At 58.4% G+C, this 15,761-nt stretch carries 21 protein-coding genes and 1 pseudogene; 14 read left to right on the top strand and 8 right to left on the bottom strand.

What is annotated here, in order from left to right:
• The 14 genes and pseudogenes from ACFP2T_RS35840 (at position 1) to ACFP2T_RS35775 (ending at position 7,147) form a co-directional block, all read left to right on the top strand.
• Positions 1 to 330, top strand: a complete 330-nt coding sequence (locus ACFP2T_RS35840; RefSeq protein ID WP_377429811.1) for a hypothetical protein — start codon at positions 1 to 3, stop codon at positions 328 to 330.
• Positions 327 to 740: an endonuclease domain-containing protein gene (locus ACFP2T_RS35835; RefSeq protein WP_377429809.1), complete on the top strand. Its 414-nt coding sequence runs from the start codon at positions 327 to 329 to the stop codon at positions 738 to 740. The genes ACFP2T_RS35840 and ACFP2T_RS35835 overlap by 4 nt, the downstream gene beginning before the upstream one ends.
• Before the next feature lie 187 nt (positions 741 to 927).
• Positions 928 to 1,260, top strand: coding sequence for a hypothetical protein (locus tag ACFP2T_RS35830; RefSeq protein WP_377429806.1), 333 nt, complete (start codon positions 928 to 930; stop codon positions 1,258 to 1,260).
• 82 nt (positions 1,261 to 1,342) lie between these two features.
• Positions 1,343 to 1,459: pseudogene (locus ACFP2T_RS35825) on the top strand (CHC2 zinc finger domain-containing protein); the annotation flags it as partial.
• A 22-nt stretch (positions 1,460 to 1,481) separates the two neighbouring features.
• Positions 1,482 to 2,102, top strand: a complete 621-nt coding sequence (locus ACFP2T_RS35820) for a toprim domain-containing protein (RefSeq protein WP_377429854.1) — start codon at positions 1,482 to 1,484, stop codon at positions 2,100 to 2,102.
• Entirely contained in the window at positions 2,095 to 2,379 is a 285-nt protein-coding gene (locus ACFP2T_RS35815; protein WP_377429804.1) for a hypothetical protein, read from the top strand. The genes ACFP2T_RS35820 and ACFP2T_RS35815 overlap by 8 nt, the downstream gene beginning before the upstream one ends.
• Positions 2,357 to 2,830 (top strand): dATP/dGTP diphosphohydrolase domain-containing protein, encoded by a 474-nt coding sequence (locus tag ACFP2T_RS35810; protein WP_377429802.1) that lies wholly within the window; start codon positions 2,357 to 2,359, stop codon positions 2,828 to 2,830. The genes ACFP2T_RS35815 and ACFP2T_RS35810 overlap by 23 nt, the downstream gene beginning before the upstream one ends.
• Positions 2,831 to 2,910: 80 nt before the next feature.
• The gene (locus tag ACFP2T_RS35805; RefSeq protein WP_377429799.1) at positions 2,911 to 3,561 is read left to right on the top strand and encodes a ribonuclease H-like domain-containing protein; all 651 of its coding nucleotides are present in this window, start codon (positions 2,911 to 2,913) and stop codon (positions 3,559 to 3,561) included.
• A 175-nt stretch (positions 3,562 to 3,736) separates the two neighbouring features.
• Positions 3,737 to 4,249, top strand: a complete 513-nt coding sequence (locus ACFP2T_RS35800; RefSeq protein WP_377429797.1) for a hypothetical protein — start codon at positions 3,737 to 3,739, stop codon at positions 4,247 to 4,249.
• On the top strand, positions 4,243 to 4,431 hold the full coding sequence (locus tag ACFP2T_RS35795) for a hypothetical protein (RefSeq protein ID WP_377429795.1): 189 nt from the start codon (positions 4,243 to 4,245) through the stop codon (positions 4,429 to 4,431). The genes ACFP2T_RS35800 and ACFP2T_RS35795 overlap by 7 nt, the downstream gene beginning before the upstream one ends.
• 134 nt (positions 4,432 to 4,565) lie before the next feature.
• Positions 4,566 to 5,129, top strand: coding sequence for a sigma factor (locus ACFP2T_RS35790; protein WP_377429792.1), 564 nt, complete (start codon positions 4,566 to 4,568; stop codon positions 5,127 to 5,129).
• Positions 5,122 to 5,508 (top strand): hypothetical protein, encoded by a 387-nt coding sequence (locus ACFP2T_RS35785; protein WP_377429789.1) that lies wholly within the window; start codon positions 5,122 to 5,124, stop codon positions 5,506 to 5,508. Before ACFP2T_RS35790 ends, ACFP2T_RS35785 begins: the two co-directional genes overlap by 8 nt.
• A complete protein-coding gene (gene thyX / locus ACFP2T_RS35780) occupies positions 5,508 to 6,290 on the top strand; it encodes an FAD-dependent thymidylate synthase (protein ID WP_377429786.1) in 783 nt (260 codons plus the stop codon). The genes ACFP2T_RS35785 and thyX overlap by 1 nt, the downstream gene beginning before the upstream one ends.
• Positions 6,290 to 7,147, top strand: coding sequence for an SPFH domain-containing protein (locus ACFP2T_RS35775; protein ID WP_377429784.1), 858 nt, complete (start codon positions 6,290 to 6,292; stop codon positions 7,145 to 7,147). The genes thyX and ACFP2T_RS35775 overlap by 1 nt, the downstream gene beginning before the upstream one ends.
• A gap of 239 nt (positions 7,148 to 7,386) precedes the next feature.
• Here the strand turns inward: ACFP2T_RS35775 and ACFP2T_RS35770 are convergent, their stop codons facing one another.
• From ACFP2T_RS35770 to ACFP2T_RS35735, 8 genes are all read right to left on the bottom strand, one after another.
• Positions 7,387 to 7,677 carry a hypothetical protein gene (locus ACFP2T_RS35770; RefSeq protein ID WP_377429782.1) on the bottom strand — a complete coding sequence of 97 codons (291 nt, stop codon included), beginning with the start codon at positions 7,675 to 7,677 and terminating at the stop codon, positions 7,387 to 7,389.
• 804 nt (positions 7,678 to 8,481) lie between these two features.
• The gene (locus ACFP2T_RS35765; RefSeq protein WP_377429779.1) at positions 8,482 to 9,588 is read right to left on the bottom strand and encodes a DUF5047 domain-containing protein; all 1,107 of its coding nucleotides are present in this window, start codon (positions 9,586 to 9,588) and stop codon (positions 8,482 to 8,484) included.
• On the bottom strand, positions 9,589 to 9,933 hold the full coding sequence (locus ACFP2T_RS35760) for a hypothetical protein (RefSeq protein WP_377429776.1): 345 nt from the start codon (positions 9,931 to 9,933) through the stop codon (positions 9,589 to 9,591).
• Between the two features lie 9 nt (positions 9,934 to 9,942).
• Entirely contained in the window at positions 9,943 to 10,785 is an 843-nt protein-coding gene (locus ACFP2T_RS35755; RefSeq protein ID WP_377429774.1) for a hypothetical protein, read from the bottom strand.
• Positions 10,785 to 14,471 carry a tape measure protein gene (locus ACFP2T_RS35750; protein ID WP_377429771.1) on the bottom strand — a complete coding sequence of 1,229 codons (3,687 nt, stop codon included), beginning with the start codon at positions 14,469 to 14,471 and terminating at the stop codon, positions 10,785 to 10,787. The genes ACFP2T_RS35755 and ACFP2T_RS35750 overlap by 1 nt, the downstream gene beginning before the upstream one ends.
• Positions 14,472 to 14,478: 7 nt before the next feature.
• Positions 14,479 to 14,787 (bottom strand): hypothetical protein, encoded by a 309-nt coding sequence (locus ACFP2T_RS35745; RefSeq protein WP_377429768.1) that lies wholly within the window; start codon positions 14,785 to 14,787, stop codon positions 14,479 to 14,481.
• Between the two features lie 110 nt (positions 14,788 to 14,897).
• Entirely contained in the window at positions 14,898 to 15,164 is a 267-nt protein-coding gene (locus ACFP2T_RS35740) for a hypothetical protein (protein WP_377429765.1), read from the bottom strand.
• 19 nt (positions 15,165 to 15,183) lie between these two features.
• On the bottom strand, positions 15,184 to 15,750 hold the full coding sequence (locus ACFP2T_RS35735) for a phage tail tube protein (protein ID WP_377429763.1): 567 nt from the start codon (positions 15,748 to 15,750) through the stop codon (positions 15,184 to 15,186).
• Positions 15,751 to 15,761: the final 11 nt, after the last annotated feature.

The following is a 15,761-nucleotide window of genomic DNA, read 5'->3' as shown; positions in this document are numbered from 1 at the left end:
ATGAGCTACAGCGTCGAAGACCTCGACCGGGTAATTGAGGGCACGCCGGATGATGACTGGTATGTCGGTTGGGATGCCTGGTGGAACAATTTCTACCCGCATGATCAGGTCCAGCATACGGAGCTGGGGAGTCTACGAGTCGTAGACAGCTACGGCGGCGAGGGCGAGGGCGACGAATTCTGGGTGGTGATTTCGATAACGGACGGCGCGGGGGCGGTCCGTTATTTCAAGCGCCTCGGGTGGTATCAGTCCTACGGCGACGGAGGCCACCTGGACGGACCGACGGTAGAGGTCGCGCCCGTCACTCGTGAGGTCACTTTCTACGAGTGACAGACTGCGTCGAATGTGGGGGGATTCTGACCGGTCGGCAAAAGAAGTTCTGTGGCGGCGCCTGCTCGAAAAAGGCCGGTAGGCGCCGCCACATCCTGACCTGTTTCAGCATCACCCTAGAAGAGTACGACGACATCCTGAATTACCAGGGGGGCGGTTGTGGAATCTGTGGCGCCCGGCCTAAGCCGGGCAAAAGCCTCGCTGTTGACCACGATCATAAGACGGGTTTTGTCAGAGGACTCCTATGCTTCTTTTGTAACAAACGAGTCCTGGGTGCGAGAAACGCTGAGGTGCTTATCAAAACGGCAGCTTACGTCACTAAGCCTCCTGCTCGGGAGGCTCTTGGTAGAGACGTCATTGCGCCTGGAAGACCTCGAAAGAAGCGACAGATCAGGAAGCGGAGGCGATGACTAGAACCTGTTACACCTGTGATCGCGAGATCACCGATGACGAGTTCGCGAGCTACGACGACCGCAGTAAGGCTGAGTACAGACTGAGCGGGATGTGTCTCGACCCCTGCCAGAATGAAACCTTCGATGACTACTCCAACTGTAGTTGTTGCAACTGGGAAGATTTCGAGGATGAGGAGGAAGACGCTTGACTGATTCGTGGCAGCGGCAGATGGAACGGGACGCCTTTCGGATCTGTTGGCCAGACGACACCCTCGGACCGAATGACAGCGTCAAGATAGAGATGAACTGGCACGACGCCGTTGAGGGCTATCGGTGGTCTTCCTGGACCTGGGAGAGCGGGGAGGATGCGCGAGCAACGATCACTGTTACCTGGGTCCGGAAGTGGCACGATCCGCGACAAGATGCGCCGGGAAGTCGAGTCTATTGGGGGGTCTACGACCCGTCCAACCAGTATCGCGAGTACAGCGGCCAAGAGGCCGTTGACTTCTTCCTGCGGCTGATGCGAGGCAACGATTGAGCGAGAGCCTAGAGATATCAGGGCTGTCCTTCTCCATTACGGATTCGATGACACTCTCCCGGATGCCGGTGGATGGCGCACTGTGCGTTGTGCTTTCCATGGAGATAGGCGTGCCAGTGGCAGAGTTTCCATCACTGATGGAGCTTATAAGTGCAATGCCTGTGACGCTAAAGGTGACGTCTTCAGCCTGATCATGTGGAGGGAGCTATGCGATTTCAGTGATGCTGTCAGACGCTACGAGGAGATCACTGGAGAGGAATTCAAGAGAGTACGCCAGTCGACTAACCGGCCCGGCCCTCGGATACCTCGTGGAGGAAAGGCGGATTACGAAAGAGGCGCTGGCGGAATTTCGTCTCGGCTACACCGCCGACAGTCCGGCCGTAGGCGACCCACCTCACCGGATTAGCTTCCCGTATCTCACCGGTAGTGGTGTCGTCCAGATCCGCTTTCGCAGCCTCGATCCTGACCCCGGGGACTACAAATACCTGGGAGTGAAGGGCGTCCCCACGACGCTCTACAACACACGAGTGTTGACGGAGTCACACCAGAAGATCTACGTCACCGAGGGCGAAACCGACTGCATCACCGGTTGGATTTGTGGACTACCGACGGTAGGAATCCCAGGGGCAAAAGCCTGGAAGGCCGGCTACTGGAGAGCGTTCCGATACAGGGAAGTTGTATTCGTCGCTGACGCCGGGAAGGCTGGCAGCGAGCTAGCGCAGGCAGTCAGCAGAGATATCCAGGACTGCCGAGTAGTGGAGGCGCCTGAGGATGACCTCAATTACCACTACTGCACGTACGGCATCAAATCTACGAGGGAGCTGGTGGGATTGCGTGACTGAGGAATTCGACCCGACGGATGCTTTTGGCGAGGCGCTAGAGCTAAACAGCGCGGTCGTCCAGGAGACTCGACGAATCGTCCTTTCCATTCGGACGTTGGTGAAAGCCCATCTCGCCATCGCCGAGCAGCTAGACAAGATCGCGGATGCGTTGACGGCTGCCTGTCATGACTCCGCAGAGGCGCTGGGGGATGCGTTGGTAGCGGAGCTGGGAGCTATGAGCTTCGTCAACGACGACGACAACGACGAGATCGATAGTGAGGGAGAAGAGGTTGGCTAGGAGCTGGAGAGAGATTCGAGACGAGACGTTGGGCCATCGTCCTCGCTTCTCGTATGGCGGCGTACCAGAGCAGCGAGACGTACCCGAGCATCCGCACTACCACGTCCTTGACGAGACCCACGCGGTGACCTGGGCAGATTTGGAGCGGTTCTCCTCGGGTGCCGTTCGCGACAGCCAAGAGGGGAAGCTTCGCTACGACCTCATCAGTCCGCTACTCCTTCGCCGACTGGCGGAGCATCTAGAGAAGGGCGCGAGGCGCTACGGAGAGCACAACTGGACGAAGGGCATCCCGAGCGGCAGCTACATGGCGTCGTTGCTGCGGCACGTGGAAGCCTACCGATCGGGCGACCGAGACGAAGACCATCTCGCCGCAGCCGTCTTCAATTTGATGGGGTTGATGCACAACGAATACGGAGACCTTGACGACCTTTACGACTGGGGGCACGGCTGAAAACACTTCTGATAGATATCGAGACTGCGCCAAACCTCGGCTACGTCTGGGGACTGTGGAAGCAAGATATCCCACTACAGATGCTCGTCCAGTCCGGATACATGCTCTGCTTCAGTACGAAGTGGCTCCGTGAGCCGGAGGTCGAATTCTTCTCGATCCGCGACCACGGAGCGGAGGGGATGGCGCGAGCGGCATGGGATCGTCTAAACGCGGCGGACGCCGTAGTCCACTACAACGGCCGTGATTTTGATATCCCGACTCTCAATCAAGAGATGTTTACGCAGGGGTTGCCTCCTCCCAGTCCGTATCGGCAAATCGACCTGATGCGGGTTGCGAAGAAGCAATTCCGGTTGCCATCTAACAAACTCCAGTACGTCTCCAACAACCTCCTCCAGTTGGGGGGAAAGGAAGAACACAGCGGGTTTCGGATGTGGCTCGGGGTAATGAACAACGACCCTGAAGCATGGGCGGAGATGGAGAAATATAACCGCCGAGACGTCGTGGTCCTTGAAGACGTATTCGGTGAGATGTTGCCGTGGATACCAAACTTCCCGAACATCAGTCTCTACGACGACACCCCCGGATGTCCTCGGTGTGGGTCGGAGGATCTGCGCAAGGAAGGACACGCGTACACCTCGGTATCGAAGTACCAGCGATATCAGTGCAAGCACTGCGGGGCGTGGTCCCGAGGGAATAAGCGCCTCGGGGGAGTAGATCGGAGTGGGTTGTAGTGCCTAGGTATGAGGTTTACGGCACGGTCACGGAGCGGTACACGACCATAGTTGTTGCCGAAGACCAGGCGGGAGCGGAGCGAGCATTTCGAGAGGCGGTTAGCTTTCCCGGGTGCTACCCCGACGAGTGCGAGACGGAACCGCTACAGGTACTTGAGCTAGAGCCGGACTGCTCTTGACCGCAGACGACGTCGCCGAGCTGGTGACACGCGTCGCGGGGGTGGTGGCCGCCGACTACCCGGACGTCAGCGTCCAGGAAGTGACGGATCACCTCCTGGCGGTCGTCGAGCGCGTCGACCTGGACTACGACGACACCCGGACCGCTGGGGTCCTGGTCCTGGTGGCGGAGGAGTACGCCGGTCGTCGACGAGCTGAGGCGCTGTCGACCTCTGCTCAGTACTCCTACAGGCGGAGCGACGTCGCCCTGATCCTCTCGACGACGTTCGACCGGGGCCGGTGGCTCGGGGGGCACGTCCCTCGGGACGCCCGTAGCCGGCGAGGAGAGATGGACGCCGTAGAGGTCCAGGCGGACGTCACAGAGGCACTGATGTCCCTCAGCAAGGCCCGTCGCTACCGGCTCTGGCAGCACTACGGACTCGGCAACGACGACCACCCCTACGACACAGACGCAGCTCTCACAGAGCTGGTGGACGTACTCAACGACTACAGGAGGCGGAAGAGATGTTGAAGGCCACTGTGATTTCCGGTCGCGACGTCGACCGGCTTTTCATCAATGACGTCGAATTCCCGTGGCCACTCAATCCTGAGATGGGAATCGACTCGTGGAGACACCATGAGACCGGAAAGAAGGTTCTCTCTCTAGAGGTCCTTGTGGATGAGGTCTCCTACCGGGAGGCCCCGTCTGATTGAAGAGATCCGCCGGATAGTAGCTGACGCACAGCGGGAGATCCCAGAGACCTACAGGGCGAGGGTTGAGGCGTACGGGCCGGATGCGGCTCGTACCGCCCTCGCTGCCTTAGACCGGATACAGGAGATTGTGAGCGATGACCTTCGCTGAGGCCATTGAAGGTCAGCCGACAGAATGGGTCAAGTGGTTCGCCAAGCGCATCTCACCGAGTTCAATCGATCCGGAAGACCTCATCTCTGAGGGCATATATGGGATGTGGGTCGCCTTCGAACAGCGACAAGCCGAGGGCGCAAACCTCAGTAGCTATCTCATCCAGGCCGCGAGGTGGCAGATACTCCGGGTGCTCGATCGTAGGAAGTGGACCGGGCAGGAAAAGACGCGCGCCCCGCGAGGAATTAACTCCACTGGGATTATTCACCCGGATGAGGTTGAGCAGTTCTACCCAAGCGACATCATGAGTGAATGGGATGAGGTAGCGACCGATGACGGGCTAGAGCGGTCGGACATCGCTGACGTCCGTGCCGAGATTCGTGGCGCAGTGGCAGCTATCCCAAATGACAACCACAGAGACAAACTGTTTCGAAAGTTCTGGTTGGACGAGTCAGTACCGCTTAGCGGGAACTGGTGGCGTGACCCGAAATTTGGCGCCAGAGCAAGACTCCAAGAATCCCTCTCACACCTCAGGAGTGTTGATGATTAACACCGAGAACATCCGCGCCACGGTCGATCTCATCGAACGGGAGGCCAACGAAAAAAAGCGATTCAACATGAAGACGTGGGGGCAGTCAAACGGCAGCTATCGGACTGACCCCGAAATCTGTGGTACTCAGATGTGCTTCGCGGGATGGGCTGTTGTCGCTTCCGGCGGGAAGCTGAGGACGTTCACCGAGCAGTATGGCGATGAGACTTTCTACGGGACTGAGTTCGTCACCGAGTCTGGGCGGACGGTACAAAACGTCGCGGATTACGCCGCTGAGTGGCTTGGCCTCCCAGACGTGCGAATCTTCTTTGAAACCGATATTCGCGATGTCCATGAGCTGCGAGTAGCGCTGAAGGCGCGTTACGAGGTGGATGTGTAGTGCGTGTTATCACGGTTGCCACGACCGAGGTCAACTACGGCAACATCCCCAAGTCTGGGTACATTCCCCACCACGAGCACCACTCCGACACCGAGCCAGAGATGATGCTGAAAAGGCCGGACTCCGACTACTGGGAGATAAACCCCGAGTGGATTGAGTGGGGTAGGACTGCCTATCCAGAGCCGATTGACGAGCTGCACGAGGCGTGCGGACGGGGTTGTTACGAGTCCTACCACCGCCCCCGTCCGGAGACTGCGGAGAACGCAGACTACCTCGCCAACATCCTCAGCTCGGAACACTTCTCCGTCCTCGGCCATGGGCATATCACTTTCTATGTCGATGGTGTTTCCCGAGCGATGCTGCTGGAATTGGAGCGCCACTCCCAGCGGTACCACCTCAACTTCTCCGTCCTTTCTCAGCGATACGTCGACCAACACAAGGTCGGCGTAGTGATTCCTCCGCTGTTTACGGACGAAGAGGCGGTCCGCCTCCGGCAGCACCACCACGAATCGCTAGAGAAGTACGACGCCGTCTACCACGACATGCGTTCGCGGGGGGCGTCTGTCAAAGAGGCTCGGGGAGCTGCACGGGCATTCTTGCCTGAGGCAACGGAGACGAAGTTCTTCGTTACCGCGAGCATTCGGGGATGGCGAGCAGTAATTGAGCAACGAGCTACCCCGGCGGCTGATGAAGAGATTCGGTTGTTTGCCCTGGAAGTGCTGCGGCAGTTGAAGGAAGTCGCACCAAACTCGGTACAGGATCTAACGGGGGAGTTGCTGTAATGCCAGTGTTGTTTGTTGTCGCGATGGTCGTGCTTGCTGTCGCTGCCTGTGCGGGGGTGGCGGCTGCTTTTTTCCCGAGTGGAGAGAGGACCGGACCGGTCGGCGCCGCAGTCGGTGGGACGCTGCTCGCTGTAGCTATGACCATCGGTGCGGCAGCCAACTCCGTCCCCGTTCGCAACGTCGGGATCGTCACGAGCTTCAACAAGCCGACGGGGGAGGTGACGGGGAGTGGCCTGCAATGGGTAGCCCCGTGGGAGAAGGTTGGCGAGTGGGATGCGAGCCGACAGAAGTACGACCACCTAGGGAAGAACGCCGTAGCGGTCCGGACTGGGACTCTCGCTAACGCCGGGGTGGAGCTGCTGGTTGAATGGCAGGTGAAGGCGGAGAACGCCCCTCGGCAGTTCATGGACTACAAAGGCGACTTCGAGGCGTTCAAGAATCAGCGGGTTGGCGTCCAGCTCGACGGAGCGGTGAACGACGCCTTCGCCAGCTACAACCCCCTGGCCAACATCGACGCGAAGACCGGCAACCTGAACGTCGACTTGAAGCCGTACGCCGACAAGGTAAAGACCTCCGCTCAGGCTCGACTCGGGAATGACGTCGAGATCTTGTCCGTCACTGTCGTCCGTGTGAACCACGACGACAAGACCGAGGCGAACATCAAAGCCTTCCAGGACAAGCTAGCTCAGGGTCGGAACCTCGATCAGGATCTCATCAACGCAGAGAAGCAGAAGGCAGTCACCGAGAAGAATGCAGAGGTAGACAAGATCACTCGGTGCCTGGAAATCGCAGAGAAGACCGGGAGCAACCCCGGCCTCTGCATCAACCCGGGAATCGTGATGGGGGCTGGGAAGTAGCCCCAGAGAGCCCTAGAACGACGAAAGAGCCCCTACCCTCAATGAGGGTAGGGGCTCTTTCTATTTACTCGTCTACGTCGCTGTTAGGGGTCTTGTAGACCCCATAGATCGTAAGTACTCCAGCTACGATCACACTGGCGAGGTTGCCGGCCTCGCTACCATCGAAAAGGTTGTCTCCAAATGCCGCAGCCAACGCGGTAACGGCGGTGCCGATCGCGGCAACCCAAGCCTTGGCTACTCTAGAAACCTTCAAACGCTCCCTCACTTCCTGTCTCGCGGCGGTATGCCGCGAGTTCTGTGCGCAACGCAAAAATCTGGGTGTTGGCCACTGCTAATGTTGCCTGGGTGTCAACGAGCTGGCGCCGGCAGTTTTCGAGATCTACGCGGACCTGGCCCAAGACCTCATTTGCCACTGCTACGGCAGCGGCGGCAAGCTCGACTTGTGCAAGTTTCCTGCCGAGAATTCGCGCGACGATCCTGTCTAGGATCGCTCCGACTCCCAGCGCTGTCGCTAGTGCGACAATCGTCACGGGGTCCATTTAGACCCCCGTGGCAGTCCATTGGACCTGTACTCCGGACCACGTACTAGCAGCGTTGTCGGCAGCGAAGATGAAGAGATTACAACCGGTGGTGGTGATGCTCTCCGCTCGGACACACCACCGCGCAGTAGGGCCGAGGACGGAGTTGATGTTGCCGACCACCACGGGCGGGTTAACGAAACTATGTCCGTTAAAGGTAATTGCCCTAGAGGCAGTAGAGACAGAGCTGAAGCTGACGCTTAAGCTTCCGACCTCGGTGTGGTTGATGGGGCGCCACGCACTACCCGTATACCGCTCAAACCGAGCCTCCGTCTGGAGGTAGCAGATCTGTCCGGCGACCGGAGAGGTGATGTTGAGCGCTCGACTCGTGGCGTTCGTGAAGCGTGGAACGAGTTTGGAGTCGAGTGCCGTGGCGAGGCTAGAGAAGGCGGATGGGCCATTGGGGAGGTCGGTTAGTTCGGGGTACGGGAGATCAGCTATCGGGGTTATCTGCATCCATGTCCTTTAGATAGAGGCCAGAGTGATATTTCCACTGAGGATTCCGACGATGCACAGCGGCGACCCGAGTAGCAACACAGTGGAGGTGGTAGCAAGCCCGGTTACGTGGGCGAGTTTTGGAATCCACCGGAGGGTGAGGTCGGAACCATCAGGGGCGGCACCTGGTACGCGGACCTGAGAGAGGTTTGCGTCTGCGGACTCCGCCGCAACCCAGACGCCGTAGTAAGTCGGAGTCCTTCCCGCAGCCTTCGCGGCCCGGCGCTCGATGGCATTCTTGAGTCGTAGAGAGGCATCCATTTACCACGCTGCCTTAGACGAGCCGGTGAAGGAACCCGTACCGAGGGGGATCGACAGGGTTGCTAGTTCGTGTAGCTCGCTGCTGCCGTCTAGGAAATCAAATCGAACGACGTCGCCCTCTTGGAGAGCTGGATTCGGCACCGACGAGAAATCGATGCTGTACGCAGCTCCCATGTACTTCCGGAGTTCCACGGTCGCCCGCTGGGCGCACTGGGAACCGGTGGTGAGGGTGTTGTCCTCGATCACCTTCGGCACTCTGCCGAAAGGACCATCCCACCGGATCGGGGAGCTACTGGCGGTGTTGCGAATCGTCGCCGATGGAATAGTGCCGTTGGTCATCGCAGCTCCAACGACAGTGATGGAGTTATAAACACCCTCTCGGCTGTATGAGTGGTCCGCGTCCACCAGGACGCCACCCTCACCAACCCCTAGCGTGATCACTGGCTCTGGATCTGCGTCTGGAGAGACGTCCGGAATCACTTCAACGCGCGCCTGCCCGATTGCGTCGAAGAAAAATCGCGACCCGAGGTTGGCGGACAGCTCGGCTATCGCAGAGGCGTACGTCCCGGTAAGGGTGTGGCCTCCGGGGAGGCGGTAGTTGGGGACGCTGATGCCAAAGACCCCACCGGAGGTGAGACCTAGCTGCGGATAGATGAACTGGAGGAGATCCATAATGGCGTCTTTGGCCAGCCAGCCAGAGTAGCTGACAGTCGGAGGTAGATCGACCTGAAGTGCTTTGCTGCGGTCGTAGACCTGGATTGTCGGTATCGAACCTTCAGCATCACTCCAGTCGGTTGTTTCCAGCCGAAACATCCCCAGCGGTACTAACTCCTCTGAGCCGTCCGCGAAAACAACGCCCTGCTGTACGAGGATTTCCGTCCCGAGGGGAGAGAGGATGCCAGAGTCAAACGTTGGAACCATCGACGGGTCGGCGATGGTGATGCTACCAGTCCGGCGGATGTCGGAATCGAGGTCAGCACGGATGGTGCCTCCGGATACTGGCAATCCGGAGGCCACCTTTTGTCCGTCGTAGTAGACGTCTACCGCAGTTTTCCGTCGGCCCGACTGTACGATTTTCCGTAGGAAAGCGTCGGAGACGGGATACATCTATTCTCCGCCCTCCGGGATCTCAGGTTCCGGCTCAGGGTCCGGGACTTCCCGGACCGCGATTGCGCGGATAATGAGAGTGCAGGAGGTTCGGTTAGAGTTGTTCCAGTCGCCAGCTACCCGCCATCCCGACTCGCCATTGGGGCCATAGTTCTCAACCAAGAAGTTATTCGCGAGGTTGAAATGACAGCGAGTTGTCGGGGTCGTACCCGTATTTTCCCAGTTGATCGAGATCCCACCAGAGATGATCTGGTAGCCGTCGATCTCGTCATAGAGGGTGTAGGAGAAATCCTTCGTGAGAGGGTGGATCGAGGTCGAGTAAACGAGAGCCTTGATGTCGAGCAACTAATATCCTTATCCGTCGAGTAGGTCAAGCCACGAACCGTTGAAGTCAAGAACTTCTTGCCAGTCGAAATAGCCGTCAAGAACGTCTTGCCACGAAACCAATCCAAGAGCCTCCTCGGCAGTGCTGGGACGATCAACCTCGACGTATTCGACGTCGTAGACGTACACCAGCTCCGCTGTCAGTCCCACGGGTCCGATGCGCCGACGCCGGACGCTCTTGACCTCCAGATACATATCCAGCTCACCAGTCCAGGTTTGGCCGGAGGTCTGGAGAAACAGCGTCTTGCCGTGCTCAAAGAGCATTCTCAGGCTGCGCCAGTCAGCGTTGACGTAGCTGCCGTTAATCGGGTAGGCGCCGACCACCAAAGTCCCCTCACGCCCACCTGGGACGTCTGTGATGACGACTTTGTTTTTGCGGCCTAGAACCTCGTACTCCCCGAGGACGCGACCGGGAGTAGAGACGTCATTCCAATCAACAACGTTCACCTGCCGGCTTAGTGCCGGCTGGCTGATCGACTTCAGCCACGCCTCCCCGTTCCGGTATTCAGTGGGGAAGTAGACGTCGCTCGCCTGGACGTCGCCGGTTACTGGATCGGTGCCCTCGTCGTAGGCATAGGCAACGTAATCGACCGGGTTAGTGATGGGGTTTTCGTAGTCAGTGACGACAAACGTCGAATCCCCCGTGAGTGTGATGCCATCTGCGCCCCGAACGGGGGAGTCCGGATGTTCTCCCCATGCGTCACGCCTGATGATCAGCAGTCGATTGCGGACAGGGTTGATGTCATCGACTGTGACAACAAATCCTGGGGAGTCGACGCTGTTGTTGTAGACAGCATCCACGGTCATCGCCACTAGACAGCACCCCCCAGAATTCGAGCTAGTTCATCGGCTTTTTCGTCCCACACGATCTCGGCATCCCTACGGACGCCATCGACATAAACCGTCACCGAGACCGGCCTGTCGGAGTTTCGGATGCGTTCCTCCAAGGCCCTGCCCTGAGCAGCATTCAGCGCCAACTCGCTGGTGTTGGTGGTGTTCTGGAAGACCTGTCCAGGCGGGATGTATCCGCCGTTGTCATAGGCCCAATGGACGTGGTCATAGTGGTCCTGCTGGATCGTTCCGCCGGTATAGACATGATCTTTACCGTTCTTGATTTGGAGCCCACCAGCCGGAGTGAAGATAAGTTCCTTCGTAGACCGGCCGTAGTGCTCCCTGATCCAATTGAAGACGTCCCACCGGGGCGGGAGGTCTACCGCTCGGTTGAGAGCGTGGTACGACTGATTACCGGTTGAGGTCGTAGCCCCAGGTCGGTGACCACTGATCATCGCCAGTCCAGGGAACGCAGCCCGAAGGATCTGCATCATTCGAGCGGTACCGATCCCACCTCCGGCACCCGAGCCACCGAGGAATGCAGGGATCTGGAACTTGCTGACGTCAAAGTTGTACGGCCATTTGACAGATCCACCCTCGGCATACTGCGCCGGGAGCTGGCCGTTGGCGTTGATGTAGTCCAGGAGCCGAGTGCCGATCCCCTGGGCGCTGGACGCCCGGATGACGTATTCTCGGTCAGAGAGCATCGCAGGGATCTTGTCTCCCGTAGGACCACCAGGCCCACGGATCAGACCACCCGTGGCATACCCCGAGACATACCCACTAGGGTTGAGTGCGTTGGCCGATGCCCTCTTGAGCTTCGAGTATTCGAGAGTCCAAGAGGTCGCGTTCTGCCCGGCACGCTGTTTCGCCAAGAGTTGGAGAAGGGCGTCGTTGACGTCCTTGTAGCCCATCAATCCCAGGAGAGTCTTGACGTCCTTCGGAACCTTCCCATAGGTGTCGACAAGCTTCTGTGCCTCGGTTCGGACTTCCTTCGCCTTACCGAATTCGCCGATCAGTGCGGCTGTACGGTCCTTGTGGTTCTTGATCGCCTGTGCATATGGCACACCGCTCTTGATCTGCTGGAGCATCAGCTCATAGCTGGCCTGACTTGCCATCTTCAGCGCATCTCGGTTTGCCAACCCTGCCGTGGTGTCATCACTGAGGGTTTGCTTGTTGCGCTTGACCGACTCTGTCAGGGCAATTCTTGACCGCTTGTAGTTGTCGTTTGCAGAGACGGCACCAGCCGTGGCGGAGGTTTGAGAGTCCATCGCCCGTCGGGCGTTGTTAATGGCCTGTTCTAGGGCAATCTCTTTCTGCGTGACTCCATCGATCGACTTCCCCCAGCCTTCAAAGAATCCTGAGAGCCCGGTATTAGTGAGATCGAGACCCTTCAGCCTCTCACCGAGACCGTCGGTAACTCCGTCGTTAACCTCACCACCCCGCCACTTCTGAGGGGTATTAAAGAAGTCGTGCGCCCCCTTTCGGCGACGCTCAAGTTCCTCTGCGATCCCCTTCCAGGCGCCCTGCTGGGGACCAGGAAGGAGCGCCATCGCCTGAGCAAGCTTTTCCACCAGCCATGTTGCGGCGGAGACCGCCTCCATAATCAGATCGAGGACACCGTAGACAGCCAGGAAGGCATATCGAATCGCCTCAACCGCGACGACCATAATCCCCAGCGTCCCGATAATAGTGAGGATCGGGATTGCCAAGAGATAGAGGAGGTACGAGAGGTGTTCGGTTTTCAGCCCCATACTTTCGAAGGCAGAGGCGAAGAAATTCCACAGCTCTTGGATCCGAGCTAGGAGGTAATCGACCATAGGCAGAATGACCCCAACGAAGACATCCTTAACCTGATTGCCTATTTGCAGGAACGCCTTTCGGAACTGCTCGCTTGAGTTATAGAGCCACACCACCGCACCGACTACGGCACCGATCGCCGCTACAGCGACGAGAGCTGCGGTACCGACTGCGCTGATGGCACCTCCACCGGCAGCAAAGCCGAGAACCTTCACCAGCAGGCTCGCTGCGTTGGCTACGGTGCTGAGGGCTGTACCGAGGATGCCGAGTGCGACGGACGCCGGACCTGCGGCCAACACCAGCAACCCCAACAGCCGTACATTCTCTTGCTGAGCTGGGGTGAGAGCGTCGTATGCAGCTTTCCAGTCTCTAACTCTGTCAATTAGTCGTTGGAGAGCTGCCAGGGCATCAGGGATCGACTTGACAAACCAGTCAATAAACTGCATCAGAACCGGCTTGATCGAGTTGATCGCACGGATGATTGCAAAGCGGTTCTCATCAAACGCAGAACCAACTCGGGTAACAACCTCTTCCTTCAGAGATTGCCAAACACCACCGAGCGTTTCCGCTGCCTTGGCCCCACCCTCGACGAATTTGCTGGTGTTACCGAATTCGATAAACTCAGCGTTCAACCTCGCCGCACTGACCTCGCCATCCTTCATGGCGTCAGAGAGCGACTTAATCGACTTATACCCGAGTCGCTTCGCGACCGCTTCGAAGATCTTGATACCACCGGGAACATGCTCGGCAAATTGCTGTCGGAGGTCGTCCATTCCAATAGCACCCTTGGAAAGGATCTGGGTATATGCGAGCATCGCCAGGGTCGCCCGCTCAGGACCAGCGACACCTTGAGTGAGGAAGATGTTTGACATCGCCTGCATGGTCGGGACGAGTTCGTTCCCCTTGACCCCAACCGCTGCTAACTGCTGTGCGTATTTGATCGCGTCGTCCGCCGCGAATAGCGGGGACTCGATCGTGATTTGCTTGATGTCATTCAAGATCTGTTCGACATCAGCAGCCGGACCGAGTAGGGCCTTCAACGACGCTCGGGCGTAGTCGACGTTCACCGCGAATTGCAGACCAACAGTCGAGAGCTGCACGAATCCCTGTAGCGCCGGGCCGGTAATTGCTTGGTGCAGCATCACACCCAACATTTGCATCTGGAATGCTGCGATACCGATACGAGTAGAGATCTGGCCTAGGCCATCAGAGAGCCGATCCAGGTTCTTCCCGACAGAGAGCCAACTACCAAGGGACTGAGACGATGCTGTAGAGGTCGTGGCCCTGGTGGACGTCGGACCGCCAGAGGCCCTAGCAGCTTCCGCGTACATCCTCCGTGTAGCTGCCGTCTGTTCACGGATATAGTCGTCGTGGGCCTTTTTACTCGCTGCCATCGTCTGCGACTCGAATTTGGCGACCTTCGCCCGCTCGCGGATCTCCGCATCTGCCCCCTGTACGATGGCTCGCATCCGAGCCTTTTGGTGGGCAATTTCGGCGGATGTCGCGGCAGCCGTCCGCCGCTGATTCTCGATGAGAGCTTGGCGGTGAGCCTTGTCGATCTGGAGGGACGCTTGGATGCTTTTCTTCAACGACGCTTGGCGCTGACGGTCTAGCGCCTGAGCCGACTTGATCTCGGCACGATGCCTCTTGAAGACCCCTTGAGCCTGGCCTTTGTATAGTGCCTGGAATTGGTTGTTGGCCTTACCGAGGAGGTCTCGGTTTTGCTTCGTCCATTCTCGGCTAGCTGCCGACCCCATCTTTTTGAGGTGGTCTTCGATCTGCTCTTTCGACCGCTTCAGGGCCTTGGGATCAAACTCTGTCCCGATCTCGATGAAGCCTTCGCCGATCTTCGTACCATCGGCTGCCATTGCCCTCCTAGGCGTGAGAGAAAAAGACCTTGAGGTCTTCTTTCGGAGTCATCTGGGGTTTCTGTTTCTTCTCTCCCGGCCGTAGCTGGCGCGTCGGAGCCTTACGAATGACCTTCCGTTGATCACTGCGTTTCGTGATCTGGCTGAGGACGTTCGTTTGGAGGAAATAGAGGATCTGAGTCAGCAGATCGACTGCGTCTTGCCGGTGGTGGTCTGGCTGATCCCAGACGATTCCCGCCTCACGGCGGAGGTGTTTAACCCACCGGCTGTCCTCGGGGAGTTCTTGAATGTGGCTAGCTACCCACCGGTAGGTCATCCCCGTACCCCGGCGGTAGAGGTCCCTGAGATCAGCTCCGTAGTACTGGCGAAAATCCGCCTCGATCTTCCTACAGAGCTGATCGTCAGAGAGCGTCTTAGCTAGCCAGGCTATTCCCCCGTGGACGTACCGAGGGACTTGAAACACACCTCCATGAATTCGAGGTGGTCCTTCACCCGAGGCTTCTCACGGGTCTTGTACTCCGAAAACTGGGCTTCGCCGAGTAGTGCCTTCAGGGCGCTAATGGGCTTGTCGTCTTCGTAGCATTCGAGGACATCGCCATCAGCTTCGTTAAGATTCGCCGGAAGGGTATAGGTGTGCCCCCGGAATTCAACGGCTACGGTCGCGTCCTGCGCTTCATCCTTGATGGCAGACATCGTTTTCTAATCGCTTTCTTTAGCTGGCAAGCTCGGGGTTGTTGGTCAGGAGGACGGCGCTATAGCCGTCCGGACCAGCGAGGGTGGAGAAAGTGAGTCCGAGGGTGATTGCGTCCGCCCGGACGAGGTTGAGGGCGTCCCGGTCGGTCATCGTCGCCCGGGGGAAAATCAGCCGGTTAAGGTCGCCTTCGTCGTCTTCCCACTCGACCGCAAGTGCGACTTCCTGAGAGACAGGAGCATTGGGCATCTCCAGTCGGCCATTAGAGCCAACGGTCGTCCACTCGCTGTTGAGGAAGTACAGACCAAGAGTCGAGCGGTTGAACGAGCCCAGAGGTACAGAAACCTCAAGGCCCATACCGGTAAGCGGACGCTTAACCGGGGTGATCGACTGCCACATATTGACGTCATTGGTGTCAACGCTCGGGGTGACAGTCACGCCGTCCTCAGTGACCCAACCAAGCTCAGCCCAGGCAGGATCAAACGTCGCGGCGACGCTAACCGGCTCGGCAGTGCCGACCGGGGCGACAAGCACCCGACCATCGGGCGCCAGGCGCACCTCAGCCGGATCGTAGTTGGTGATAGCCAAAAGAGACTCCT

Origin of the sequence: Plantactinospora solaniradicis, assembly GCF_042658085.1 — a bacterium.
GTDB classification, from domain to species: Bacteria; Actinomycetota; Actinomycetes; order Mycobacteriales; family Micromonosporaceae; genus Plantactinospora; species Plantactinospora solaniradicis.
Note: the sequence above shows the minus strand (reverse complement) of the source record. Positions and strands in the feature narration are given on the sequence as shown.